Annotated in this window: 27 protein-coding genes; 10 read left to right on the top strand and 17 right to left on the bottom strand. The window is 68.5% G+C overall.

What is annotated here, in order from left to right:
- Positions 1-53: 53 nt before the first annotated feature.
- Positions 54-1,328, top strand: coding sequence for a M16 family metallopeptidase (locus DFJ65_RS14665; RefSeq protein ID WP_115924351.1), 1,275 nt, complete (start codon positions 54-56; stop codon positions 1,326-1,328).
- Positions 1,325-2,668, top strand: a complete 1,344-nt coding sequence (locus tag DFJ65_RS14660) for a M16 family metallopeptidase (RefSeq protein WP_115923656.1) — start codon at positions 1,325-1,327, stop codon at positions 2,666-2,668. Before DFJ65_RS14665 ends, DFJ65_RS14660 begins: the two co-directional genes overlap by 4 nt.
- A 16-nt stretch (positions 2,669-2,684) precedes the next feature.
- On the opposite strand, the gene hisN is transcribed toward DFJ65_RS14660, so the two are convergent.
- From hisN to DFJ65_RS18150, 6 genes are all read right to left on the bottom strand, one after another.
- A complete protein-coding gene (gene hisN, locus DFJ65_RS14655; protein WP_245950306.1) occupies positions 2,685-3,542 on the bottom strand; it encodes a histidinol-phosphatase in 858 nt (285 codons plus the stop codon).
- 95 nt (positions 3,543-3,637) lie between these two features.
- Complete coding sequence (locus DFJ65_RS14650; protein ID WP_115923655.1) at positions 3,638-5,395, bottom strand: FUSC family protein; 1,758 nt, start codon at positions 5,393-5,395, stop codon at positions 3,638-3,640.
- A gap of 3 nt (positions 5,396-5,398) precedes the next feature.
- Entirely contained in the window at positions 5,399-6,412 is a 1,014-nt protein-coding gene (gene rsgA / locus DFJ65_RS14645) for a ribosome small subunit-dependent GTPase A (protein WP_115923654.1), read from the bottom strand.
- A 3-nt stretch (positions 6,413-6,415) separates the two neighbouring features.
- Positions 6,416-7,726, bottom strand: coding sequence for a 3-phosphoshikimate 1-carboxyvinyltransferase (aroA, locus tag DFJ65_RS14640; protein WP_115923653.1), 1,311 nt, complete (start codon positions 7,724-7,726; stop codon positions 6,416-6,418).
- A 60-nt stretch (positions 7,727-7,786) separates the two neighbouring features.
- Complete coding sequence (locus DFJ65_RS14635; protein ID WP_115923652.1) at positions 7,787-7,969, bottom strand: hypothetical protein; 183 nt, start codon at positions 7,967-7,969, stop codon at positions 7,787-7,789.
- Positions 7,966-8,229 (bottom strand): TetR/AcrR family transcriptional regulator, encoded by a 264-nt coding sequence (locus DFJ65_RS18150; RefSeq protein ID WP_245950305.1) that lies wholly within the window; start codon positions 8,227-8,229, stop codon positions 7,966-7,968. The genes DFJ65_RS14635 and DFJ65_RS18150 overlap by 4 nt, the downstream gene beginning before the upstream one ends.
- 35 nt (positions 8,230-8,264) lie before the next feature.
- On the opposite strand from DFJ65_RS18150, the gene DFJ65_RS14625 reads away from it, so the two are divergent.
- The 4 genes from DFJ65_RS14625 (at position 8,265) to rsrA (ending at position 10,927) form a co-directional block, all read left to right on the top strand.
- Positions 8,265-9,098 carry an SOS response-associated peptidase gene (locus tag DFJ65_RS14625; protein ID WP_115923651.1) on the top strand — a complete coding sequence of 278 codons (834 nt, stop codon included), beginning with the start codon at positions 8,265-8,267 and terminating at the stop codon, positions 9,096-9,098.
- Positions 9,099-9,101: 3 nt separating this feature from the next.
- Positions 9,102-9,740 carry an alpha/beta hydrolase family protein gene (locus DFJ65_RS14620; RefSeq protein WP_245950303.1) on the top strand — a complete coding sequence of 213 codons (639 nt, stop codon included), beginning with the start codon at positions 9,102-9,104 and terminating at the stop codon, positions 9,738-9,740.
- 198 nt (positions 9,741-9,938) lie between these two features.
- Complete coding sequence (locus tag DFJ65_RS14615) at positions 9,939-10,658, top strand: sigma-70 family RNA polymerase sigma factor (protein WP_115923650.1); 720 nt, start codon at positions 9,939-9,941, stop codon at positions 10,656-10,658.
- A complete protein-coding gene (gene rsrA, locus DFJ65_RS14610) occupies positions 10,655-10,927 on the top strand; it encodes a mycothiol system anti-sigma-R factor (protein WP_245950301.1) in 273 nt (90 codons plus the stop codon). The genes DFJ65_RS14615 and rsrA overlap by 4 nt, the downstream gene beginning before the upstream one ends.
- A 13-nt stretch (positions 10,928-10,940) precedes the next feature.
- Here rsrA and DFJ65_RS14605 read toward each other — a convergent pair whose 3' ends face one another.
- Both DFJ65_RS14605 and DFJ65_RS14600 read right to left on the bottom strand, forming a co-directional pair.
- A complete protein-coding gene (locus tag DFJ65_RS14605; protein ID WP_115923649.1) occupies positions 10,941-12,218 on the bottom strand; it encodes an HD-GYP domain-containing protein in 1,278 nt (425 codons plus the stop codon).
- Positions 12,215-13,435 carry an HD-GYP domain-containing protein gene (locus DFJ65_RS14600; RefSeq protein WP_170144109.1) on the bottom strand — a complete coding sequence of 407 codons (1,221 nt, stop codon included), beginning with the start codon at positions 13,433-13,435 and terminating at the stop codon, positions 12,215-12,217. The genes DFJ65_RS14605 and DFJ65_RS14600 overlap by 4 nt, the downstream gene beginning before the upstream one ends.
- A gap of 392 nt (positions 13,436-13,827) precedes the next feature.
- Here DFJ65_RS14600 and DFJ65_RS18510 point away from each other — a divergent pair, with 392 nt between their 5' ends.
- Positions 13,828-13,902: a 50S ribosomal protein bL37 gene (locus DFJ65_RS18510; RefSeq protein ID WP_369798754.1), complete on the top strand. Its 75-nt coding sequence runs from the start codon at positions 13,828-13,830 to the stop codon at positions 13,900-13,902.
- A gap of 78 nt (positions 13,903-13,980) precedes the next feature.
- Here DFJ65_RS18510 and mctP read toward each other — a convergent pair whose 3' ends face one another.
- Both mctP and DFJ65_RS14590 read right to left on the bottom strand, forming a co-directional pair.
- On the bottom strand, positions 13,981-15,711 hold the full coding sequence (gene mctP / locus DFJ65_RS14595; RefSeq protein ID WP_115923647.1) for a monocarboxylate uptake permease MctP: 1,731 nt from the start codon (positions 15,709-15,711) through the stop codon (positions 13,981-13,983).
- Positions 15,708-16,025, bottom strand: coding sequence for a DUF3311 domain-containing protein (locus DFJ65_RS14590; RefSeq protein WP_115923646.1), 318 nt, complete (start codon positions 16,023-16,025; stop codon positions 15,708-15,710). Before DFJ65_RS14590 ends, mctP begins: the two co-directional genes overlap by 4 nt.
- A gap of 98 nt (positions 16,026-16,123) precedes the next feature.
- Here DFJ65_RS14590 and DFJ65_RS18290 point away from each other — a divergent pair, with 98 nt between their 5' ends.
- Positions 16,124-16,246: a hypothetical protein gene (locus DFJ65_RS18290; protein WP_281269883.1), complete on the top strand. Its 123-nt coding sequence runs from the start codon at positions 16,124-16,126 to the stop codon at positions 16,244-16,246.
- 8 nt (positions 16,247-16,254) lie between these two features.
- Here the strand turns inward: DFJ65_RS18290 and sodN are convergent, their stop codons facing one another.
- The 7 genes from sodN to rfbA all read right to left on the bottom strand — a co-directional run bounded on the left by sodN (position 16,255) and on the right by rfbA (position 21,484).
- Positions 16,255-16,656 carry a superoxide dismutase, Ni gene (gene sodN, locus DFJ65_RS14585; protein ID WP_115923645.1) on the bottom strand — a complete coding sequence of 134 codons (402 nt, stop codon included), beginning with the start codon at positions 16,654-16,656 and terminating at the stop codon, positions 16,255-16,257.
- Positions 16,657-16,724: 68 nt separating this feature from the next.
- Positions 16,725-17,051, bottom strand: a complete 327-nt coding sequence (locus tag DFJ65_RS14580) for a S24 family peptidase (protein ID WP_211308455.1) — start codon at positions 17,049-17,051, stop codon at positions 16,725-16,727.
- The gene (locus tag DFJ65_RS14575) at positions 17,048-17,905 is read right to left on the bottom strand and encodes an amino acid ABC transporter ATP-binding protein (protein WP_115923644.1); all 858 of its coding nucleotides are present in this window, start codon (positions 17,903-17,905) and stop codon (positions 17,048-17,050) included. The genes DFJ65_RS14580 and DFJ65_RS14575 overlap by 4 nt, the downstream gene beginning before the upstream one ends.
- Positions 17,902-18,861: an amino acid ABC transporter permease gene (locus tag DFJ65_RS14570; RefSeq protein ID WP_245950299.1), complete on the bottom strand. Its 960-nt coding sequence runs from the start codon at positions 18,859-18,861 to the stop codon at positions 17,902-17,904. The genes DFJ65_RS14575 and DFJ65_RS14570 overlap by 4 nt, the downstream gene beginning before the upstream one ends.
- Positions 18,848-19,789 (bottom strand): ABC transporter substrate-binding protein, encoded by a 942-nt coding sequence (locus DFJ65_RS14565; protein WP_115923643.1) that lies wholly within the window; start codon positions 19,787-19,789, stop codon positions 18,848-18,850. The genes DFJ65_RS14570 and DFJ65_RS14565 overlap by 14 nt, the downstream gene beginning before the upstream one ends.
- Before the next feature lie 137 nt (positions 19,790-19,926).
- Positions 19,927-20,529: a dTDP-4-dehydrorhamnose 3,5-epimerase family protein gene (locus tag DFJ65_RS14560; RefSeq protein ID WP_211308454.1), complete on the bottom strand. Its 603-nt coding sequence runs from the start codon at positions 20,527-20,529 to the stop codon at positions 19,927-19,929.
- Between the two features lie 67 nt (positions 20,530-20,596).
- Positions 20,597-21,484, bottom strand: a complete 888-nt coding sequence (gene rfbA / locus DFJ65_RS14555) for a glucose-1-phosphate thymidylyltransferase RfbA (RefSeq protein WP_115923642.1) — start codon at positions 21,482-21,484, stop codon at positions 20,597-20,599.
- Between the two features lie 107 nt (positions 21,485-21,591).
- Between rfbA and rfbB the strand changes: the two genes are divergently transcribed.
- The gene (gene rfbB, locus DFJ65_RS14550) at positions 21,592-22,623 is read left to right on the top strand and encodes a dTDP-glucose 4,6-dehydratase (protein ID WP_115923641.1); all 1,032 of its coding nucleotides are present in this window, start codon (positions 21,592-21,594) and stop codon (positions 22,621-22,623) included.
- The gene (gene rfbD, locus DFJ65_RS14545; RefSeq protein WP_115923640.1) at positions 22,623-23,570 is read left to right on the top strand and encodes a dTDP-4-dehydrorhamnose reductase; all 948 of its coding nucleotides are present in this window, start codon (positions 22,623-22,625) and stop codon (positions 23,568-23,570) included. Before rfbB ends, rfbD begins: the two co-directional genes overlap by 1 nt.
- Positions 23,571-23,572 lie beyond the last annotated feature (2 nt).

Below are 23,572 nucleotides of genomic sequence, written 5' to 3'. Positions count from 1 at the left end.
TCCCTGGGGCGCGGTGGGCGGCCGATCGGTTCCCCCGATCTATGGTGTCGCTCATGCCGTTGGACTTCGAACTGCGCGATCACACCCTCGACAACGGGCTGCGGGTGGTCGTCGCCCCCGACCCGAGCGTGCCGATCGTCGCGGTCAACCTGTGGGTCAATGTCGGGTCGCGTCACGAGCAACCGGGGCGCACCGGGCTGGCCCACCTCTTCGAGCACCTGATGTTCCAGGGGTCGCGCAACGTGGCCGAGGGTGAGCACATGCGGGCGCTGATGGGCCACGGCGCCCGCCTCAACGCCACCACCTGGTTCGACCGCACCAACTACTTCGAGACGGTGCCGACCGGGGTGCTCGACCTTGCACTGTGGTTGGAGGCCGATCGGCACGGCTACCTGCTCGACGCCGTCACCCAGACCTGCCTCGACAACCAGCGCGACGTGGTGAAGGAGGAGAAGCAGCAGCGGTACGACAACCGTCCCTACGGCCACGCGCTGGAGGACCTCTACGCGCTGATCTTCCCCGACGGCCACCCCTACCAGCACTCCACGATCGGTTCGATGGACGACCTCGACGCCGCGACCCTCGACGACGTGCACGCCTTCTACAAGCAGCACTACGGACCCGACAACACCGTGCTCACGCTCGTCGGCGACGTCGGCGCCGATGAGGCAATTGCGTTGGCGGACAAGTACTTCGGCGGTCTGCCACGGGTGGGTGTGCAACTCGCGCCGCCCACCGCGCCGCTGCCGGCGCTCACCGAGCCGCTGCGCTTCGAACGGGTCGACGACGTGCCCGCCGACCGTCTGCACCTCGGTTTCCGGCTGCCGCCCGACCACACCCGCGAGTTCCTCGTGGCCGAGGCGGCGATGGACATCCTCGCCGGGCTCGCGACCTCGCGGCTCTACCGGCGGGCGGTGCGCGGCGAGCAGGCCGCCACCCACATGTCGCGGTCGGCGATGGGTCTGGTCGACGGGGTCTCGCTCGGCCTGCTGGTGGCCGACGTCGCCGACGACTCCAGCGTGCCGCAGTTGGAGAGCCTCATCTGCGAGGAACTCGACCGGCTCGCCGACGAGGGGCCGACCGAGGCCGAGATGAAGACGGCGTTCGTCGACTTCGAACGCGGCTGGTTGCAGGGCCTGGCCGTGCACGAGGAACGCGCCGACACCATCAGCCACTACACGCTGCTGCACGACGACCCGCAGTTCGTGAACACCTACCTCGACGACGCCGCCACCGTCACTGCCGACGAAGTGCGCCAGGTGGCCGACACCTGGCTACGTCCGCAGTCGCGCGCCGTCGTCGTGCACAAGAAGGGAGACGCGGCATGAGCATCGCTCGCCCCGACGTCCGACCGCCCAAGGCCTGGGCCTTCCCCGAAGCCGAACGCCACCGGCTCTCGAACGGCCTGCAGGTCGCCCTCTACCCGTTGCCCGGGCAGCACGTCACCTCGACCCGCATCAACATCCCGGTGCCGCTGGCCGCCGAGCCGCGCGACCGTGAGGGCGTCGCGACGATCGTGTCGCGCACGATGGACGAAGGCACCGCGTCGCACACCGCCGATGAGATGGCCGAACTCTTCGAGAGCAACGGCGTCGGGCTGAACGCCGGAGTCGCCCAGCAGGGCCTCTGGGTCGACCTGGAGGCGACCACCCGCAACGTCGGCACCGCATTCGGTCTCGCGCTGGAGTGCCTCACCGAGCCGGTCTTCCCCGAGAACGAGGTGAATCGGCATCGGCAGCAACGGCTTTCGCAGATCGACCAGGAGCTCGCCGACCCCGGTTATCGCGGCACGCTGGAGTTCGTGCGCACCTTCTACACCCCGACGTCACGCGCGTCGCGTCCCTCGGGTGGCTCGCGCGAATCGCTCGCCGGCCTGACCCGGGACGACTGCGTGGCCTTCCACCGGCAATGGGTGCGCCCCGACGACGCGTTCGTCGTGGTCGCCGGAGACTTCGACCCGCAGGCGATGCTCACCGAGCTCGACGGCACCCTCGGACGGTGGTCGGGCCAAGGCACCGCCCCCATGGCCGACGCACCGACCGATGCTCCGGCCGACGACCGCGGACGCGTCGTGTTCGTGCACCGTCCGGGGTCGGTGCAGACCGAGATCCAGTACGGCTGGGTCGGCCCGGCCCGGGAGAACGGCACCCAGTGGGCGCCGCACCCGGTGTTGTCGTACGTCATCGGTGGCACCCCGCACGCCCGCATCGACAGCGTGCTGCGCGAGGACAAGGGCTACACCTACGGGATGCGCGGCAGCTTCCGGCCGCGGTCGGGCTTCGGGCAGTTCGTCGCGTCGGGTTCGGTGCGCGGCGACGCGACCCCGGACGCGTTGCGGCTGCTCGGCGAGATCTTCGCGCAGGTCGACGAAGGCATCACCGCCGACGAACTGCGCGAAGGCGTCGACTTCCTGTCGATGACCGCGCCGGCGCGCTACGCCACCGCCGACTCGGTGGCCGACGAAGCGGCCTCGCTTCAGTTGGTCGGTCTCGACACCGACTTCATCACCGACTACCTGGCAGCGATGCGCTCGCTGACCGTCGACGACGTGAATTCGGCCTGGCGGCAGTGGAGTTCGCAGCCTCGCACGATCGTGCTGGTCGGCGACGCCGACAAGTACGCAGACCAGGTCGACGCGCTCGGGTTGGGCGAGCTGACGATCGTCTGACGGTAAAGGGCGGCCGTCAGGCGCTGGGCCAGCTGGAGCCCAGGCTCGGCCGGGTGGCCTGCTCCTCCGGCTGCTGCGTCGTCTCCTGCGTCGAACCGGTGCCCAGGCGGCGCAGCACCTCGTCGTGCAGCAGTCCGTTGCTGCTCACCGCGTTGCCGCTCCAACAGCCGGATTTGCCGTCGAGGCCGGTGAAGCGTCCGCCGGCCTCGGTGACGATCGGCACCAACGCCGCCATGTCGTACGTCGCGAGCTCCGGCTCAGGGGCGATGTCGACGCATCCCTCGGCGACGAGCATGTGCGACCAGAAGTCGCCGTAGGCCCGGCTGCGCCACACGTCGTCCATCAATTGCAGCATCGCCGCGCGCTTGCCGTGCGCGTCCCAGTCGCGCACGTTCGCATACGACATCGATGCGTCCTCGATGTCGGAGACCTTCGAGACGTGAATCCGCTTGGCGCCCTGCAGGTTTCGCCCCGTCCAGGCGCCGGTGCCCTTGCCGGCCCACCACCGGCGTCCGAGCGCGGGGGCGGCGACGAGACCCACGACAGGTTCGTCGTTCTCGACCAGTGCGATGAGGGTGGCCCACACGGGCAGGCCGCGCACGTAGTTCTTGGTGCCGTCGATCGGGTCGATGATCCAGCGCCGCGGGCCGCTGCCGACCAACCCCTGCTCCTCACCCTCCACCGCGTCGCGCGGACGGGCGCGCTTCAGTTGGGCGCGGATGATCTCCTCGGTGGCAATGTCAGCGTCGCTGACCGGGGTGAGGTCGGGCTTGGTGTTGACGACGAGGTCGTCGGCGCGAAAGCGCCCCATCGTGGTCGGCTCGACCGCGTCGGCGATCACGTGGGCGATGCGTACCTCGTCTGCGTAACTCACGCAGCGAACATACCGGCTGGCTCCATCTTGCCAACTGGTATACGTCTGGCCACGCACCCGGTGCCAGATGCGCACCAGTTGGCAAGATGCGGGGCTCAGTCGTCCGCCGACTCGACCTTCGGCAGCGTGATCGCCGACGAACCCGACCAGAGCACCTTGTCGATGCCGCTGACGAGCTCGTCGGCGTCGACGAGCCGGGTGCTCACCGGAGGAAGTTCCCGGATGAACTTGCGCAGTGCCGCCGCCATGTCGGCGAGGTCGAGTTGCTCGGCCGGTCGGCGGATCCAGCAGGCCACCAGGCTGGTGTAGACGAGTTGGTTGACGGCCACCTCCACCTGCGACCACGACCCGAGGGTCACCGGCAGGTCCTCCTGGGCGATCTTGAGGATGCGTGCCGCTTGCAACTGCTCGTAGGCCAGGTCGCGGCGCACCCGCAGACCGGCTTCGGTGTTGTGTTCGCCCGCGACCAGCAGTTCGAGCAGGTCGGCGGTGACCCGAAGAACGCGCCGATATTGCCTGCGTACCAACGCGATCGGTGCGCGCCGGTCGGTGACCCAGGTGACGACGATGCTGACGCCGACACCGATGAGGGTGTCGATGATGCGCTCGCTGATGACGTCGCCGATCTCGTGTCCCGGTGCGCTGGTGGTGGTGACGAGCAGCGCCATCGGCGTGACGAAGAAGGCGCCGAGCGCGTAGTTGCGCACCGCCGTCCACTGCACCATGAAGACGAAGGCGAGGCAGATGGGGATGAGCCAGTCGAGCGGCATGCCGATCTCGTGGATGCCGACGAACGCGACGATGCCCGCGAGCGTGCCGATCATCCGGTGCACGCCGCGGTGGGTCAGCGAGAGCCGGTCACGGCCCAGCGACATGATCAAGGCGGTCGTCATCACGGCCCAGAACGGGTGGTGCAGGTGCAGCCCGTACGACACGGCGCACACCAGCGCCGTCGCGATGCCGATGCGGCGGGCCGCGAGCCAGGGCAGCGATCGGGGTGAGAAGCCCCACCGCAGCAGGTAGTTGAGCGGCGGCGCGCCGAGATAGCTGCGCTGGGCTGCGGGCTCGACCTCTACCACGGCACCGGGCAACCAGCGGCCGGCGACCTCGCCGATCACCCGGAAGTGCTGCCGCCGCAGCTCCAGCAGCAGCGTGCGCCAGTGCTCGCGCGGACGGCGTCCGCTGGCCTCGGTGAGCGTCATGCTCGCCGAGAGCACCTCGGCGTAGGCGCTGTCACGCAGGTGCGCGAGTTCGAGCGCGTCTGCATCGCCGGCCGACGCCTCGGTCAGCTCGTCGACCGCTTCGCGTGCCTTGTCGACGGCGACGGCCTCCGGCGATTCCTTGGTGCGGGGGTGGAGCAGGAGCGTGCTCACGGTCGAGACGAGACAGCTGAGCGCGCAGACCGCCATCACCTGCCAGCTCGAGACCCCGATGGTCGGCAGGTACGACGCGATCGCCGGCCCGATGATGAGGAACATCGGGCCGGGCGGGTCGGCCATCAACGCGTTGTAAACCAGCACCGACGACATCGCGATGAGGGTCAGCGCACCAGTGAGCAGCACCGGATTTTCGCCGATGAGCAGCACGATGCCGCAGCCGACCAGATACGCGAGGTCCATCCAGGCGAGGATGTGCATGCGGGCGCGCCACGGCCGGTTCGCGGCGGTGTTGCCGATGAACGAACCGGTGATCGACAGCAGCGCGAGCTCCTTGCCGAGGACCGCCCACACCACCAGCACCGTGCCGGCCGTCATCGCGGTCGACCTCAGGGCCGTCTTCCATTGTCCGGGAGCCGATTTCACCTCGGCCAGTGCCGACAGCTGGTCGTTGACGGCGGCGAGCCGCGGCGCCACGAGCTACTCCTCCTCGGGCGTGCCGAGACGCGAACGCAGCAACCGGCGCAACGACTCGAGCCGGGCAGCGCCCGACGGTCCGGCGTGGCCTTGCGCGACCCAGGCGTCGAGCGCGCAGTGTTCCTCGTCGTGACTGCAACCGCGGGGGCAGTTCTCGGTGCCGGCGGCCAGCTCCGGGAAATGGTCGATGAAGGAGTCGGGGTCGACGTGGGCGAGACCGAACGACCGCACGCCCGGGGTGTCGATCACCCAACCACCGTCGGCGAGTTCGAGGGCGACCGCCGAGGTGGAGGTGTGGCGACCGCGTCCGGTGACTGCGTTGACGTGGCCGACGGCCCGGTGGGTGCCGGGCACGAGCGCGTTGACCAGCGTCGACTTGCCGACGCCCGAATGGCCGACGAGCACGGTCGTCTGACCGGCGAGGCGTTCGTGCACCGCGTCGAGGCCCTCGATCGTGCCGTCGGGCAACACCTGCGTGACGACGTACGGCACGTCGAGACCGGCGTACGACTGCATGAACTCGTCGGGGTCGGCGAGATCGGCCTTGGTGAGCACCAGCAGCGGATCCATCTCGGCGTCGTAGGCCGCAACGAGGCACCGGTCGACCATCCGCGGTCGCGGTTCGGGGTCGGCGAGCGCGGTGACGATGGCGAGTTGGTCGGCGTTGGCGACGAGCACGCGTTCGACCGGGTCGGTGTCGTCGGCGGTGCGGCGCAGGAAGGTCTCGCGCTCCTCGATCCGCACGATGCGCGCGAGGGTGCCTTCGTCGCCGCTGGTGTCACCCACCAGACCGACCCGGTCGCCGACGACGATCGGGGAGCGGCGCAGTTCGCGCGCCCGCATCGCGGTGACGACGTGGTCGTCGACCAGGCAGGTCCAGCGGCCGCGGTCGACACCTGTGACCACGCCGATGACGGCGTCCTTGTGCGCCGGGCGGTCCTTGGTGCGCGGACGAGTGCCACGACGGCCCGGGCGCACCCCGATCTTCGACTCGTCGTAGTCGTAGCGGCCCGGCACGGGTCAGCCCTGCCGGCCGAGCATCCGGCCCCACAGCTCGGTGAACGTGGGCAGGGTCTTGCCGACGGTGGCGACGTCTTCGATGACCACGCCGGGCACCCGCAGACCGAGCACGGCCGCGGCCATCACCATGCGGTGGTCGCCGTAGGTGTGGAAGGTGCCGGCGTGCAGCGCGGCCGGCTCGATGCGCAGCCCGTCGTCGGTCTCGGTGACCCGCCCGCCGAGGCCGTTCAGTTCGGTGCGCAACGCCGCGAGTCGGTCGGTCTCGTGGCCGCGCAGGTGGGCGATGCCGCGCAACTGGCTGGGGGAGTCGGCGAGCGCGGCGAGCGCGGCGAGCGCGGCGACGACCGGGGTGAGTTCGCCGACGTCGTGCAGGTCGAGATCGACGGCCGACACCTCGCCGGTGCCGCTGACGGTAAGGCCGTCGCGGTCGAGCACGACTTCGGCGCCCATCGCGTCGAGGATGTCGCGCATCGTGTCGCCGGCCTGGGTGGTCACCTGCGGCCAGCCGGGCACCCGCACCCTGCCGCCCGCGACGAGCGCCGCGGCAAGGAACGCAGCGGCGTTGGACAGGTCGGGCTCGACGCTGACCTCGAGCGCGGAGATCTCGGACGGTTCGACGTGCCAGGTGTTGGCGTCCATGTCGTCGACGACGACACCGGCGTCACGCAGCACCTCGACGGTCATCTGCACGTGCGGCAGGGAGGGGAGCGGTTTGCCGTCATGGACGACGGTGACCCCTTGCTCGAAGCGTGCGCCGGCGAGCAACAGGGCCGACACGAACTGCGACGATCCGGACGCGTCGAGCACGACCTTGCCGCCGCGCACCGCACCGGTGCCGGTGACCGTGAACGGGAGCGCGTCGGCGCCCTCCGTGGTGATGTCGACACCGAGAGCGCGCAGCGCACCGAGCACCGGAGCCATCGGACGCTTACGAGCGTGCGGATCGCCGTCGAACCGAACCGGGCCGTCGGCGAGCGCGGCGACCGGCGGTAGGAATCGCATCACGGTGCCGGCCAGGCCGCAATCGATGCCGGCCGGACCGCGCAGCTGCTGGGGCTCGATCAGCCAGCTGGGTTCGTCGTCGACGTTCTCCTGCGTGACCTGTGTGCCGAGGTCGCGCAGCGCGCCGACCATCAAGGTGGTGTCGCGGGAGACCAACGGACGCGTCAGGCGCGAGGCGTCGGTGGCGAGCGCGGCCAGCACCGCATAGCGGTTGGTGAGGCTCTTGCTGCCCGGGACGGCCACGGTGGCGTCGATCGGGGTGTCGGCGGTCGGTGCCGGCCAGTCGCCGGTGGGACTATGCGGATCCATCGGGTCCAACGGTAGCGAGATGACGCGGGCGATGCGCGTTGAGCCGGACGATGGGCGCGGTCACGGCTCGACGATGTCGACCTCGGCGACGCCCGTCTCGATTGCTCCGGCGACCGCGGCGGCCACCGTCTGCGGTGCGATGACATGCGAGAGCAGTGCACCGTCCGCGTCGCGGCGCAGGTGGCCGGGTTCGGGGCTGGGGGTGTTCGTGCCGTCGACGATGCCCGGCTTCACCAGGCTCACCGTGATGCCGTCCTTGGGGAGCTCCGCGCGGGCGGTCTGACGCCGAGGGCACGCGCGACGTCGACCACGGTGGTTTTCGCCGGGCCGTGGCGCCGCAGCACTTGTTCGGCCGCGTCGAGGATCGCCTCGCGGCTGAGCACCACGGGGCTCAAACCCTTTCCCGTCTCGGTCATGGCATCGGTATCAAAGATCAAATGACAGATGGCAATATTTGTCAGCGCGATGACCAGGGCCGTGCGTGTGTTCGAGGACGTGCGCACTTCCTGGCCGGGCGACCGCGGATAGCCTGACCCCCATGTGTGGTCGTTACGCCGCGAGCTTCAGCCCCGACGACATCGTCGACGAGTTCGAGGTCGACGACGATCGGCTGGCCGAGCACGCTCGGTCGGTGTTGGTCAACCCGCAGGACCCGCCGGCCGGCAAACCCGACTGGAACATGGCGCCCACCAAGCAGGCGCCCGTTGTGCTCACCCGCGTGCCCAAGGACGATCCCGACGCCGGCCCCGTCCGGCAGTTGCGGTTGCTCACTTGGGGGCTCGTGCCGTCGTGGGCGAAGGACACCAAGGTGGGGCTGCGGATGATCAACGCACGCGCCGAGACCCTGCTCGACAAGGGCGCGTTCGCCAAGGCCGCGGTGAGTCGACGCTGCCTGGTGCCGGCCGACGGCTGGTACGAGTGGCAGGTGAGCCCCACGGCCACCGACGCGAAGGGCAAACCGCGCAAGCAGCCGTTCTTCATCCGCCGCGGCGACGGTGAACACTGCGCGTTCGCCGGGGTCTACGAGTTCTGGCGCGACAAGACGAAGGACGGCGACGACCCCGACGCCTGGCTCACGACGTACTCGATCGTCACCACCGCCGCCGAGCCCGGCCTCGACCGCATCCACGACCGTCAGCCGCTGGTGCTCGACCGCGACGTGTGGCAGCACTGGCTCGACCCGACCAACACCGACCCCGACGAGGTGCGGGCGCTCATCGAGTCGCCGTCCGCCGGGCGGTTCGAGGCGTGGCCGGTATCCAGCGCGGTCGGCTCGGGCCGCAACAACGGCGAGCAGCTCGTGCTGCCGATCGGCGAGTCGGAGTTGCACGGTGTGGTCGACCCGACCACCGGCGAGATCATCGGGGAATAGCCAATGGCGTTGCGGATCAAGGAGATCGAGACGCCCACGGGTCTCGCGCGGGCCCACATCGAACGGGTGCCGAACGCCCGCGGCACGGTGGTCGTCAGCCACGGCGCGGGCGGCGGCATCGAAGCATCAGACCTGGCCGCCCTGCGCGTGCTCACCGCGGACGGCTGGAACTACGTGCGGGTCGAGCAGCCGTGGCGGGTGGCCGGCCGCAAGGTCGCGACCCCACCCAAGACCCTCGACGCCGCCTGGTTGCCGATCATCGCCGCACTCACCACCGGACGCGGCAAGCTCGGCCACCCGCTGATCGTCGGCGGCCGCTCCGCGGGTGCCCGCGTCGCCTGCCGCACCGCCGTCGAGGTCGGCGCCGATGCGGTGCTGGCGCTGTCGTTCCCGCTCAGCGGGGCCGGCAAGAGTGACAAGGCGCGCGCTCCAGAGCTGCGCGTGGTGCTCGAGGCCGGTATCCCGATCGCCGTGGTGCAGGGCAGCAGCGATCCGATGGGCCGGCCGCAGGAGTTCGCCGACGAATTCGGTGACGCGCTCCCGGTCTACCCGTGCAAGGGCGCCCACAGCTTCGGCGCGCAACCCGATGACGTCGTCGCCGCCGTCCGGGACTGGTTGGGACGGGCTTTCCCGACGAAGTGAGCCGCCCGGCGCGGAATGATCCGCCGCGGCCCTCTGTTGACCAAATCGTGCGAGCCACCCGGGTTCGTGCGACGAGGAGGAAACCCCAGCGTGTTCGTTGCACCTTGCGCGCCCGAAGACGTGGCGCTCGGTGGTGTCGGTCTCCCAACGAAGCCGAAGGAAGCAGGTCGTCAGTCGCCGGCGTTAGGCTGGAGCGCGATGAACCAGGACCGAACTGCCAGCACAGCCACCGTGCCAGAGCCCGACTCGGCCGCGACGCCCGATGAGGCCGCCGACGACCGCAGCCACGAGAAGACGTCTGTCTCCGGTGGCGCCGTCGACGTCGCCCAAGAGTCGTCGACCGAACGCCTCGCTCGCTTCGAACGCGACGCGATGCCCTACCTCGACCAGCTCTACAGCGCCGCGCTGCGCACCACGCGCAACCACTCCGACGCCGAAGACCTGGTGCAGGAGACCTTCGCGAAGGCCTACGCCGCCTTCCACCAGTACAAGCCCGGCACCAACCTCAAGGCCTGGCTCTACCGCATCCTCACCAACACCTACATCAACGACTACCGCAAGAAGCAGCGGCAGCCGCAGCAGTCCGACGCAGCGGAGATCGAGGACTACCAACTCGCCCGCGCCGAGGCACACACCTCCACCGGTCTGAAGTCGGCCGAGGCGGAGGCGCTCGATCACCTGCCCGATTCCGATGTGAAGCGGGCTCTGCAGGAGATCCCCGAGGACTTCCGTCTGGCGGTTTACTTCGCCGACGTCGAGGGTTTCTCCTACAAGGAGATCGCCGAGATCATGGACACCCCCATCGGCACCGTCATGTCGCGACTGCATCGTGGTCGCCGGCTGTTGCGTGAGAAGCTCACCGACTACGCCCACGAGCGCGGCTTCATCAATGCCGGAGCAGAGGGTGGCGCCAAATGATGTTCGACAACGCCCAGGGTTGCGACAGCTACCTCGACCACCTGGCCGAGTACCTCGACGGCGAGCTGACCGAGGCCGAGTGCACCGCGCTGAAGCAGCACCTCGCCGACTGCCCGCCGTGCCTCGACGAATACCAACGCGACGCGATCATGAAGGCGCTCATCCGCCGTTCGTGCCAGTGCGAAGAAGCGCCCGCCGCCCTGCGCACGCAGATCATGCAGCGCATCAGCGTGCAGGTGACCACCGTTCAGATCCACCGGGTCGACTGAGCGAGCCGCGGGCTCAACGGGCCGGACGGGTGAGGTTCGACAGCAGGTCGACGACGTCCGGGTCGTATTCGTAACCCATACCGAGAGAGATGCGTTCCAGTGCGCTGGGGCGCATCTCTTCGCGTCCCTGGGTGAGGTCGTCGTAGGCGTTGCAGGCCTTGAGGATGCGGCACTCGATCGGCACGTCCTCACCGAACTCGCGCACATTGCGGAACGGCGTCGACTGCAGTTCCACGATCTCGGCCACCCGCTCCAGGCCGCCGAACTCCCGGATCACGGCGGCGCCGTCTGCGGCGATCGCCACCTGATCGGCACGCGCCGCCTCGCTGGTGGCGCCGCCCGGGAGCGGGTCGGACAGACCCAGCTGCCCGACGTCGTGCAGCATCGCCGCCATCTCCAGATCGCGCAGTTCACGCTCGGTGAGCATGAGTTCGGTGCCCACCAACCGGGTGAGGTCGCGCACTCGGCGACCGTGGCCCTCGGTGGTGAAGCCGGTGCCGTCGGTGAGTCGGCTGAGCGCCTCGATGGTGTCGTGTCGCACCTGGGCGATGGCGGCTTGCCGGCGCAAAGCGGTGCGCATCAGCAGCAGCGGCGAGGCCATGATCGGCACCGACCACAGGTCGAGCGGACCGAACCCGAGGGCGATCGCCACCGCGATGCCGAGCACCGCCAACCAGATGGGGCCGAGCTCGCGGGCCACCAGTTCGGCCTGCGAGTCGATGCGGCCGATGGGGGCCGTGCGCAGCACCAGCACACCCATCTCGATGAGGACGGCCACCGCCCCGCAGACCGTCATCGCGACCGCCATGCGCCAGGGGGTGTCGGCCCACGCCTCGACCTGTCGAGCCGGCGCCTTACCGTCGACCCACGGCACGTTGCGGAACAACGCGGCAGCGGCTGCCGCACCGACGATGCGGCTCGAGATCACCGCGGCCACCGGTCGGCCCTGCCCGGTGAGGGCGCTCAGCGCGAGGCCGATCCCGGTGCCCACGATCACGCCGACGACGACGAGGGCCGAGCGCATCACGTAGTCGTCGAGGCGGATCAGCGGCGACAGCACCATCGCGAGGCCAATGGCCGGCGCCACCGGTGACGCGTCGAACCCGCCCGGTAGCCGCAGGTGCAACGGCCCGGCCAGTGCCAGCGCCAGCACCATCACTCCCCATCGCCAACCGGCGCCGGCCCTTGCCTCGGCGGGGTCGTGCACCAAGATGACGAGCGCCGCGACGCCGGCGACGATCGCGAGGATCGTGACGACGAGGTCGACGTAGCGGCTGCGGGCCGGGCTCACCCCATCTCCCCGTGGGTGTTGCGCGGGGTGCTGCCGGTGAGCTTCATCGTGATGCGCCCGGCGAGAGTGGCTGGTGGGGCCGCCGCCAGCGCGGCGCGTGCCCCCGGTTCGAGGTCGTTGCGGGTGCCGACCTGGGCGATGCAGGCGTCGATGAGGGTGCGGTCAGGAATGTCGACCCCGCTGGCGATCATGCGGTTCTCGACGGTCGATGCGAGGGCATCGGCGACGGCGAGCACGGCGGTGCCGGCCGGTCGGGTGCCGATCGGGTCGGCCTGGGCGGCCACGACCCGACGCGTGGGCTCGAGGTAGTGGATCGGTGCGAGCAGGTCGGCAGCCAGTTGGCACGCCTCGGCATCGATCGTTGCCATCGGACGGCGCGCGGCGGTCATCGTGCCGAGGTGGTGCAGGCGCGCCGACCGGCGGACGGTGGCGATCTCGGTGTCGGAGAGTCCGGCGACATTGCCGACCTCCTCCGCGATCACCATCACGAGTTCGCCGTGGTCGCGTGTGCCCGGCCGGTTGAGGTCGAGCGCACCGGCCAGCACGTCGACCGAGTGGTCGACGTTCGACGACTCGGCCTCCATCGAGGAGTAGGCCCATTGCGCGAGCAGCAGGGGAGGGGCCATCACCAGGATGGTGACCGGTCCGGTGCCGGCGCCGATCCAGAGCACGACGATGAGGTAGGAGATCAGGCCGCCGATGAGGAACAGCGGCGCGCTGCTGGCGCCGAAGTCGCGCAGCGACCGGCCGTACGGCACGGCAGCCGTCACCTTGATCACCAAGCTGATCAGCAGCGCGTTGACCAGCATCATGACGAGGGTCATCACCGTCATCGGCAGCGCGAGCGGCACCACCTCGGTGGGAGCGTGGGTGAGCGTGCGATCCGGCGCGGTCAACAGGTCGAAGGTCAGTCCGCCGAGCAGCGCGACCCAGCCGGTCATGGCGGCGTTGAAGTAACGCACCATGCGGGGTAGGCGTGCTGCGATGAGTGCGGTGGCGGCTACACCCACGACGCAGGCGCCGAGCGGCCCGCAGAGCACCGCGGCCACACCGACGAGGGTCGAGGTCAACGACATCGAGGAGAACCGCTGCACGAGGGAGGCGAAGGTCTCCGCCACCCAGCCGACCACGGCGAGGAGCAACACGGTCACCGGCTCCTCGAAGCGCAGGCCGGAACGCTGGCCGAAAATGACGGCTGCAAGAAGCGCAGCCGTCATCGTCAGGGTGACCGGCGTGGCGCTGCGAAGTGCGTCGCTACGAGGGTCGATCTGCCCAGCGTCCGACGTGGTCGATGGATCGCTGGTCACTACGGGATCAGCCGGTCGGCGGACGCCATCCGACAATCGGCTGCGGGGTGCTCACGCCGGCGTCGCCGGCCAACTGGGCGAGGAGGATTTCGAGTGCGGTGTTCATGGGGGGTCCACCTGTGATCTGCCGTGGGGGTGCGTCCCGCTCGGACGCAGGAATCGATTATGGCACGGACCACATAGTGCTCGGTGCCACCTGAACAGGTGACCTGGATTCGGCAGTTCGGTGTGATTGTGGGAGAATCGCAGGGTTTGCCGGGTCTCTCCGGCGATCAGATCCCTAGCTGCACCAGGAGCAGACCATGAGCAAGCGCGCCCGTAAGCGTCGCTCGCGCAAGGGCAAGGGCGCCAACCACGGCAAGAAGCCCAACGCCTGAGCCGAGTGCACAGAACGTGACGAAGGAGCGGTGCTTTCGCACCGCTCCTTCGTTGTTGCTCGGGAGGTGTCCCGAACCTCAGGCGGGTTCCGGACGATGGGCCGCGTGGCGTCCGCTCGGCCCGGTCCCGTCGTCGGTGTGGTCCTCGAACGGGTCGGGGTCGTACGCCTGCACGCGCGGGTCGTCCTCATCGGCGAAGTAGTCCATCGTGACCGTCTCGTCGCGTCCGACCGGCACCTTCGCCGCCCGCAGGATCGCGGTCAGCGCCACCGAGACCAGCACGTTGAGCACGAACGCCGTGAACGCGATGTAGCCGAGTTCCTTGATGACCGGAATCTGCGCGAGCGACCCACCGAAGTGCTTGGTCGCCGGGCTCGCGACGCCGTACGCCTTGTAAGTGCCGTAGATCATGCCGACCGCCCAACCGGCGAGTGCCGCCCAGCGGTGCAGCCACCGGGTGTAGAGCCCGATGACGATCGAGGGGAAGGTCTGCAGGATCCAGATGCCACCGAGCAGCTGCAGGTTGATCGCGTTCTGCTTGTCCATCGTGAAGACGAAGATCAGCGCGAACACCTTGACCACCAGCGACACCACCTTGGAGACCTTCGCCTCCTGCTCGACGGTCGCATCGGGCTTCAGCCATTCCTTGTAGATGTTGCGGGTGAAGGTGTTGGCCGCTGCGATCGACATGATGGCCGCCGGCACCAGCGCGCCGACCGCGATCGCCGCGAACGCGACCCCGGCGAACCATGACGGGAACTGGTCCTCGATGAGCTGCGGCACGACCAGCTGAGCGTTCGCCTTGCCGTCGAGACCGAGCGGCTTGGTGCCGGCCGCGATCGCGATCCAGCCGAGCAGCGCAAGGAGGGCGAGGACGAGCGAGTACGCCGGCAGGATCGAGGCGTTGCGGCGGATCGTGTTGCGGCTCTTGGACGACAGCACCGCGGTGATCGAGTGCGGGTACATGAACAGCGCCATGGCCGAACCGAACGCCAACGTGACGTAGGCCCATTGTTGGTTGGCCGCCGGCACGAACGCGCCGGTGGGCTTGCCCGTGGCCGGGTTGGTGGTGCCCATCTTCTCCTGGGCCGCGTCGAACACATGGCCCCAACCGCCGACCTTGGTCGGCAGGTAGATGATCGCGACGATGATCACCAGGTAGATCAGGACGTCCTTGACGAATGCGATGATCGCCGGGGCGCGCAGACCGCTGGTGTAGGTGTACGCGGCCAACACCGCGAACGCGATGAGCAGCGGGAGGTCCTTCGCCAGCCAGTTGCCGCCGCCACCGACGCCGGCCACCTCGAGCACCGCCTGGATGCCGACGAGTTGCAGGGCGATGTACGGCATGGTCGCGACGAAGCCGGTGACCGCGATCGCGAGCGACAGTCCGCGTGAGCCGTAGCGGCCGCGGATGAAGTCGGCCGCGGTGACGTAACCGTGGCGGTGGCTCACCGACCACAGGCGCGACATGAAGAAGAAGATGATCGGGTAGGCGACGATCGTGTAGGGCACCGCGAAGAACCCGTTGACGGCGCCGAGCGAGAACATCGCGGCGGGAACGGCCACGAAGGTGTAAGCGGTGTAGAGGTCGCCGCCCAACAGGAACCACGTGATCCAGGTGCCGAAGCTGCGGCCGCCGAGGCCCCACTCGTCCAGGGATTCCATCGACTCGGCCCGCCGCCAGCGGGTGGCCAGGAAGCCCATCACGGTGACGGCCAGGAAGATGACGACGAGGATCGTCAGGGCGGTCCAGTTGACCCCGGTGTTCGGGGTGGACGGGTTCGGCGCGAAGACGAGGGTGCTCATGCGTCGGCCCCAGGGTGCTGGACGTCGGCGCCGTCATCGGCCGCGTGGCGACCGACGGCGTGCACCGGCACGTGCGGTCGCGCCTTCTTCACCACGAAGAACGCGGCGACGGTGAACAGCGCGGTGATCGGCACCATCAACATCTGGTACCAGATGAAGATCGGCCAGCCGGCGATGTCATGGGCGCGGGGGTCGTCGGCGCTGGCGTACCAACCCACCGGCACGAGCGCCAGGCAGGGGATGACCAGCAGCACGCCGGCGAGGACGAGCAGGGATTTGTTGGCCGGGGGTGGTTTGTCCGGATCGTGTTGCATGGCGCTCCCAGTGGGATCGACGGGACGCTTGTGGCGTATGGGACCACGGCAACCTACCGAAAGTGAGCTGGATCACATAGATCAGCGAAGGTATGGGTTTGTCCAATTCTTGCGGCGAGCCGCCATCACCTGACGACAGCCTGACGACCAAGGTGATGACCAAGGTGACGACACAGGCGAAGGGCGCCACCCGCGATCGGATGGCGCCCTTCGGCGTGTGAAACCAGGCTCAGGCCTTCTTGGTCTCCGCGAAGATGCGGGCGATCTCGTCGATCTTGCCCAGCAGCTGGTCGGCGACGTCGACGTCGAGCGAACCCTTGGTGCCGGAGGCACCGGCGAGCTTGGTGGCCTCGTTGACGAGGGTGTGCAGCTCGGGGAACTTCTCGAAGTGCGGCGGCTTGAAGTAGTCGGTCCACAGCACCCACAGGTGGTGCTTGACCAGCTCGGAGCGCTGCTCCTTGATGATCAGGGCGCGGGTGCGGAAGTCGGGGTCGTCGCTGTCGGCGGCCTTCTGGCAGACGGCCTTGATCGACTCGGCCTCGATGCGGGCCTGCGCGGGGTCGTAGACACCGCAGGGAAGGTCGCAGTGGGCGCTGACCTCGAGCGTCGGGGCGATGAAACGGCGGAACATGTGGATCCTCTCCGTGGTCTTCGGTCGGCCGCGATGGCGGAGCACCGCGGGCCCTGTCATGTCAGAACTTACTCCGCCGCGCCGCGCCGCGGGCGGCGGGGCAGCCGGATCGGCGCGATCACCCGCGCGATCATCCCTTCCGGTGGGATCGCGCCCAGCACGCGGGAGTCCGTGCCCTCGGGGGCGTTGTCGCTGAGCACCCACCAGCCGTCGTCGGTGGCGTACGCGACCCGCTTGACCGCGATCGGCCGGGCGGGCAGTTGCACCACATGGCACCGGCCCGGACGCGGTCGCGCACCGTGCAGGACGAGCAGCCGGTCGCCGTCGGCGAAGGTCGGCACCATGGATCGGCCCCGCACGACGGCGAGGCCGATCCGACGGTTGGTGCCGCTCACTCGTTGATCGCGTCGGGCGACGGCTCGGGGCTCTCGTGTTGTTCGGCCAGGATGCGCCGCAGGAACGCGCGGGTGCGCTCGTGCTGCGGCTTGGCGATGACCTCTCGCGGCGGGCCCTGCTCGACCACGACACCTCCGTCCATGAACACCACCCGGTCGGCGACGTCACGGGCGAACGCGATCTCGTGGGTGACCACGATCATCGTCATGCCGCCTTCGGCCAGCTCGCGCATCACTTCGAGCACCTCGCCGACCAACTCCGGGTCGAGTGCCGACGTGGGCTCGTCGAAGAGCATCAGCTTCGGCTTCATCGCCAACGCCCGCGCGATCGCGACCCGCTGCTGCTGGCCGCCCGACAACTGCGCCGGGTAGTGGTCGCAGCGTTCACCCAGGCCCACTCGCTCGAGCAGCTCGCGCGCCTCGGCACGGGCAGTCTTCTTGTCGACGCCCTTCACGTGCACCGGCGCCTCGGCGACGTTCTCGAGAGCCGTCATGTGCGGGAAGAGGTTGAACCGCTGGAACACCATGCCGATCTCGCGCCGCTGGGCCGCGATCTTCTTGTCGGCGAGGCGGTGCAGCGTGCCGCCGCGGTCCTCGTAACCCATGAGGTCGCCGTCGACCCAGATGCGTCCGCCGTTGATCGTCTCGAGCTGGTTGATGCAGCGCAGGAAGGTGGTCTTGCCCGAGCCGGACGGACCGAGCAGGCACACCACCTCACCCTCGTGCACGTCGAGGTCGATGCCCTTGAGCACCTGGTTGCCGTAGAAGCTCTTGGTGACGTTGACGGCGTGGACGAGGGAGGTGCCGTCGCCGGTCGGGCGTCCGGTCGCCTCCTGGGCGAGTTCGGGGCTCACTTGCCGCCACCTCCGATCATGCCGAGGAACTTCGTGCGTTGCGACGCGCTGAGGTTCGAGTTGCCGAAACCGCGTCCGAAGCGGCGCTCCAGCCAGGCCTGGCCGACCATGAGCACCGAGCAGACGATGAGGTACCAGACGAAACCGGCCACATAGGCGGGCACGATCTTGTAGGTCTGGTTACCGACGGTCGACACCTGGTACCACAGCTCCATCGTGACCGGCACCGCCGACAGCAGCGAGGTGTCCTTGACCATCGCGATCGTCTCGTTGCCGGTGGGCGGCACGATCACCCGCATCGCCTGCGGCAGCACCACGCGCCGCATGGTCTTGCCGGGCGACATGCCGAGTGCCTGCGCCGCCTCCGTCTGACCACGGTCGACCGACTGGATGCCGGCGCGCGCGATCTCGGCCATGTACGCGGCCTCGGACAGACCGAGGCCGAGGATGCCGACGATGATGCCGTTGGACAGCTTGTTGACGTCGATCGACCCGACCATCAGGGCGTTGTCGACACCGAAGATCTGCTGGGCGAACGGGAAACCGATGTCGAGCTTGGGGTAGAGCACCGCGATGCCCGAACCCATCATGACCAGTAGCACCAGGCGCGGGATCGCCCGGAAGAACCAGGTGTAGACGAACGAGACGCCGCGCAGCACGGGGTTCTCCGACAACCGCATGATCGCCAGGATGATGCCGAGGCCGACGCCGAGAACCATGGCACCGAGGGTGCCGACGATGGTGCCCTGCACCAGGCCCTGGAGCACCGGCTTGTAGTTCATCACCGTGCCGACGAAGCCCCAGTTCCACTGGGCGTTGGTGACGAACGAACTGATCATCATCGCGACGAGCAGGACGATGATCGCGATGGCCACCCACCGCAGCGGGTGCGGCACCGGCCGGGCGTCGATCTCGCCCGGCCGGTCACCGGTCACAGCTTGGTCAGCTTGCGACACTCGGGTTCACCTCGAAGGAACTGGTGGCGCCGGAGCTGTTGTTCCAGTTCTTCAGGATGGTGTCGTAGCTGCCGTCGGCCTTGATCGCCTTCAGGCCCTCGACGAGCGCCTTGCCGAAGTCGGTCTGGTCCTTCTTCAGCACGAGTCCGTAGGGCGCCGAGTCGTAGATGTCGCCCACGGTCTCGACCGCGCCGTTGGTGGTCTTGACGGCGTACAGCGTCACCGGGGAGTCGGCCGCCATCGCCTTGACCTTGCCGGAGACCAGGTCGGCCGTGACCTTGCTCTGGTCCTGCTCGACGACCTGGGTGATGCCAGGCTTGCCTTCGTCGGTGCACTTCTTGCTGCGGGCGGTGAGGTCGTCGACCTGCACCGTGTCCTTCTGCACCCCGACGGTCAGGCCGCACGGGTTGTTGACGTCGACCTTGTCCTCGCCGACCGCCCTTTGCGGGGGGTTGCCCTTCTTGGTCGCCCACTGCGTGCCGGCGCTGAAGTAGCTGACCATCGTGACCTGCTGCAGGCGGGTCTTGTTGATGGTGAACGAGGAGACACCCATGTCGTACTTGCCCGACTGCACACCGTTCTGGATGGTGCCGAAGCTGGCGTTCTGGAAGTTGGCCTTCAGACCGAGCTTCGCCAGCACCGCCTTGGTGAGGTCGATGTCGAGGCCCTGGACGGTCTTGCCATCGGCGGCCAGGAACTCGTTGGGCGCGTAGGACGCGTCCGTGCCGATCGTGAGCGTGCCCTTGCTCTTGATCGCCGCCGGCACCATGTCGGCCAGCTTCGTGTCGGCGCTCACCGAGGCGGAGGTGGTGCTCGAGGACGACGACGAAGAGCCGCCGAGGCTGTCCGAACCGCACGCGGTGAGACCGAAGCTGACTGCGATGGCGCCGACGAGAGCGACGCGCGTACGTGAGTGGACGATGGCCATGTGGAACTCCTTGCGTGCGGAACTGCGTACGCGACCCGGCGGGCCGCAAGTGACGCACATCTTTGCACCGTCCGTCGCCGGCAGCGGCTTGACGTGCCGAAGTGTGACGTGGACGTAACACCCCGTCCGGTCGGCACTCAGCCGCGCAGGGAGTTGCGGAAGTGCAAGCAGTCTTCGTAGCGGGGCAGGAGTCCTTGTTCGGCGGCCTCAGCGAGTGTGGGGGCGGCGGCGTCCTTGGGTGACAGGGTGGGGGCGTCGATGTCGTCGGGGAGGGTGAGCGCGATGGTGGGGTCGAGGGGGTGGATGCCGTGTTCGCGTTGGGGGTTGTAGACGGCGGAGCAGAGGTAGACGGCGGTGGTGTTGTCCTGCAGGGCGCAGAAGGCGTGGCCGAGGCCTTCGGAAAGGTAGACGGCTCTGCGGGTGTCTGCGTCGAGGAGCACGGAGTCGAATTGGCCGTATGTGGGGGAGCCGACGCGGATGTCGACGATGTAGTCAATGAGGGCGCCGGTGGTGGCGGTGATGTATTTGGCTTGGGAGGGCGGGACGTCGGCGTAGTGGATGCCGCGGACGGTGCCGGCGCAGGAGACGGAGATGTTGGTCTGGACGACCTGCATCTGGTGGCCGGTGTGTTCGGCGAGGTGGTCGGCGCGGAAGCCTTCCATGAAAACGCCTCTGTCGTCGGGGAATTGGCGTGGGGTGACGACCCAGGCGCCCTCGATCTTGAGCGGTTCGATGTTCATTCGTCCGGTTGTCCTTGGGGATCGTGGTGGGTTTCGAGCCGCGGCCGGCTCAGAGTCCGTGCTTGGCTCAGAGTCCGTGGTGGCGTCGGCGGCCTTCGCCGAGGATGCGGTGCAGGTAGAGGCCGTAGCCGCTCTTGGTGAGGTCGTCGGCGTGACCGCGCAGGGTGTCGTCGTCGATCCAGCCGGCACGCCAGGCGATCTCCTCGACGCAGCCGATCTTGAGTCCTTGTTGTTCCTCGACGACGTGCACGAACTGGGAGGCCGACATGAGGCCCTCGAAGGTGCCGGTGTCGAACCACGCGGTGCCGCGCGGCAGGACGGTGACCTGGAGGTCGCCGCGGCGCAGGTAGGCGTCGTTGATGCCGGTGATCTCGAGTTCGCCGCGGGCGCTGGGGGTGAGGTTGCGGGCGAGGTCGACGACGTCGTTGTCGTAGAAGTAGAGGCCGGGCACCGCGAAGCTCGACTTCGGGTGTGCGGGTTTCTCCTCGATGGAGATGGCGCGCATGTCGTCGTCGAACTCGACGACGCCGTAGGCGGTCGGGTCGGGCACGTGGTAGGCGAAGATCAGCCCGCCGGTGAGGCGGTTGTGGTCGCGCAGCCGGGTGCCGAGCCCGGCGCCGTGGAAGATGTTGTCGCCCAGCACCAGGGCGACGGAGTCGGCGCCGATGAAGTCGGCGCCGATGATGAAGGCCTGAGCGAGGCCGTCCGGGGAGGGTTGCACCGCGTAGGTCAGCTCGATGCCCCACTGGGAGCCGTCGCCGAGGAGGCGTTGGAACTGGTCGGCGTCGTGGGGCGTGGTGATGATCAGGATTTCGCGGATGCCGGCCATCATCAGGGTCGACAGCGGGTAGTAGACCATCGGCTTGTCGTAGATCGGCATCAGTTGCTTGCTGATCGCCCTGGTGATCGGGTGCAGCCGGGTGCCCGAGCCCCCCGCGAGAATTATCCCTTTCATGTGCGCACATGCTACCGACGGGTCTAGTCTTGCCACGGGGTCAAGGGGAGACTCGCAAGATCCAGGGGGGATCGGATGCTTTCGGGTTCACGTTGGAAGGGTGTTCTGTGCACGTTGTCGTTACCGGTGGGGCCGGTTTCATCGGGAGTAATTTCGTTCACTTGACCCGGGCGACGCGTCCGGATGTGCGGGTGACGGTGCTGGACAAGTTGACGTATGCGGGGTCGTTGGCGTCCTTGGACGGTGTCCTCGAGGATGCGCGTGGGGACTCGATGGTCGAGTTCGTGCAGGGTGACATCTGTGATGCCGGGTTGGTCGATTCGTTGGTGTCGGGTGCGGATGTGGTGGTGCACTTCGCGGCGGAGTCGCACAACGACAACTCGTTGGCCGATCCGCGGCCGTTCCTGGACACGAACGTGATCGGCACGTACACGTTGTTGGAGGCGGTGCGTCGGCACGGGGTGCGGTATCACCACATCTCGACCGATGAGGTGTACGGCGATCTGGAGTTGGACGACCCGAACCGGTTCACCGAGGCGACGCCGTACAACCCCTCGTCGCCGTATTCGTCGACCAAGGGCGCGTCGGATTTGTTGGTGCGGGCGTGGGTGCGGTCGTTCGGGGTGGCGGCGACGATCTCGAACTGTTCGAACAATTACGGGCCCAGGCAGCATGTGGAGAAGTTCATTCCGCGGCAGATCACGAATCTGATCGACGGGGTGCGGCCGAAGTTGTACGGCGACGGGTTGAACGTGCGGGACTGGATCCATGTCGATGACCACAACAGTGCGGTGTGGACGATCATCGAGCGCGGGCAGATCGGTGCGACGTATCTGATCGGGGCGGATGGTGAGGAGTCGAACCGGTCGGTGATCGAGGCGATCCTGGCCGGGTTCGGGCAGCCGGTGGATGCGTTCGATCATGTGACGGATCGGGCGGGGCACGATCGCCGGTACGCGATCGATGCGTCGCGGTTGCGGTCGGAGTTGGGGTGGTCGCCGGTGTACACCGACTTCGCGGATGGGTTGGCGGCCACGATCGAGTGGTATCGGAACAATGAGGGGTGGTGGCGTCCGATGAAACAGGATGTCGAGAACAAGTACGCGTTGACCCAACAGGTATTGGAAACGCATAACTGATGTGGGTGTTGCTGGGGGGGACCGGCATGCTCGGTCAGGATCTGCAGCGTGTGCTGACAACTGCCGGTCGGGAGTTCGTGGCGTTGGGTAGCGCCGACTGCGACATCCGTGATCTCGACGCGGTGCGTGCCGCAGTGTCGGTTACGGGGTCGGCTGCGGGGGAGTCGCGGTCGCTGGGTTCGTCCGGCGTTCGGGTCGTCGTCAACTGTGCGGCGTGGACCGCGGTCGACGCGGCCGAGGCTCATGAGGCCGAGGCGTTCGCGATCAACGCGGTCGGGGCCCGGAACGCCGCTGTCGTGGCGCGTGAGGTTGGTGCACGGTTCGTGCACGTGTCGACCGATTACGTGTTCGACGGTGCCGCGCAGGGAGCGTACGGCGAGGACCACCCGCAGGCGCCGCGGTCGGCGTACGGCCGCACCAAGGTGGCCGGGGAGTGGGCCGTGCGTGCGGCCGACCCGGACGCGTACGTGGTGCGCACCGCATGGTTGTACGGCGCGGGAGGAGGCAATTTCGTCAAGACGATGCTGCGACTGGCCGGTGAGCGGAACACTTTGACAGTGGTGGCCGATCAGGAGGGGCAGCCGACCTGGACGCACGATCTGGCCGAGTTGATCGTGCGACTGGTCGATTCCGGTGCGCCGGGCGGCTACTACCACGGCACCAGCAGCGGCGCGACGAGCTGGCACGGGTTCGCCCAGGAGATCTTCCGGTTGTCCGGGCTCGACCCGGCCAGGGTCAACCCGATCAGCACCGAACAGTTCCCCACGCCCGCGCAGCGTCCGGCCAACAGCGTGCTCGGCCACGACGCGTTCGCCTCGGTCGGCATCGACCCGATCGCCGACTGGGCCGACCGCCTGGCCACCGCACTGCCCGCCGTGAGCGATGTCCTGTCCGCCGCCTCGCCGGCCACCGCCCCCTCGACGAACGACTCCCAGAACCAGGGCTGACC

Origin of the sequence: Calidifontibacter indicus, from assembly GCF_003386865.1 — a bacterium.
In the GTDB taxonomy this organism is placed as follows: domain Bacteria; phylum Actinomycetota; class Actinomycetes; order Actinomycetales; family Dermatophilaceae; genus Yimella; species Yimella indica.
Note: the sequence above shows the minus strand (reverse complement) of the source record. Positions and strands in the feature narration are given on the sequence as shown.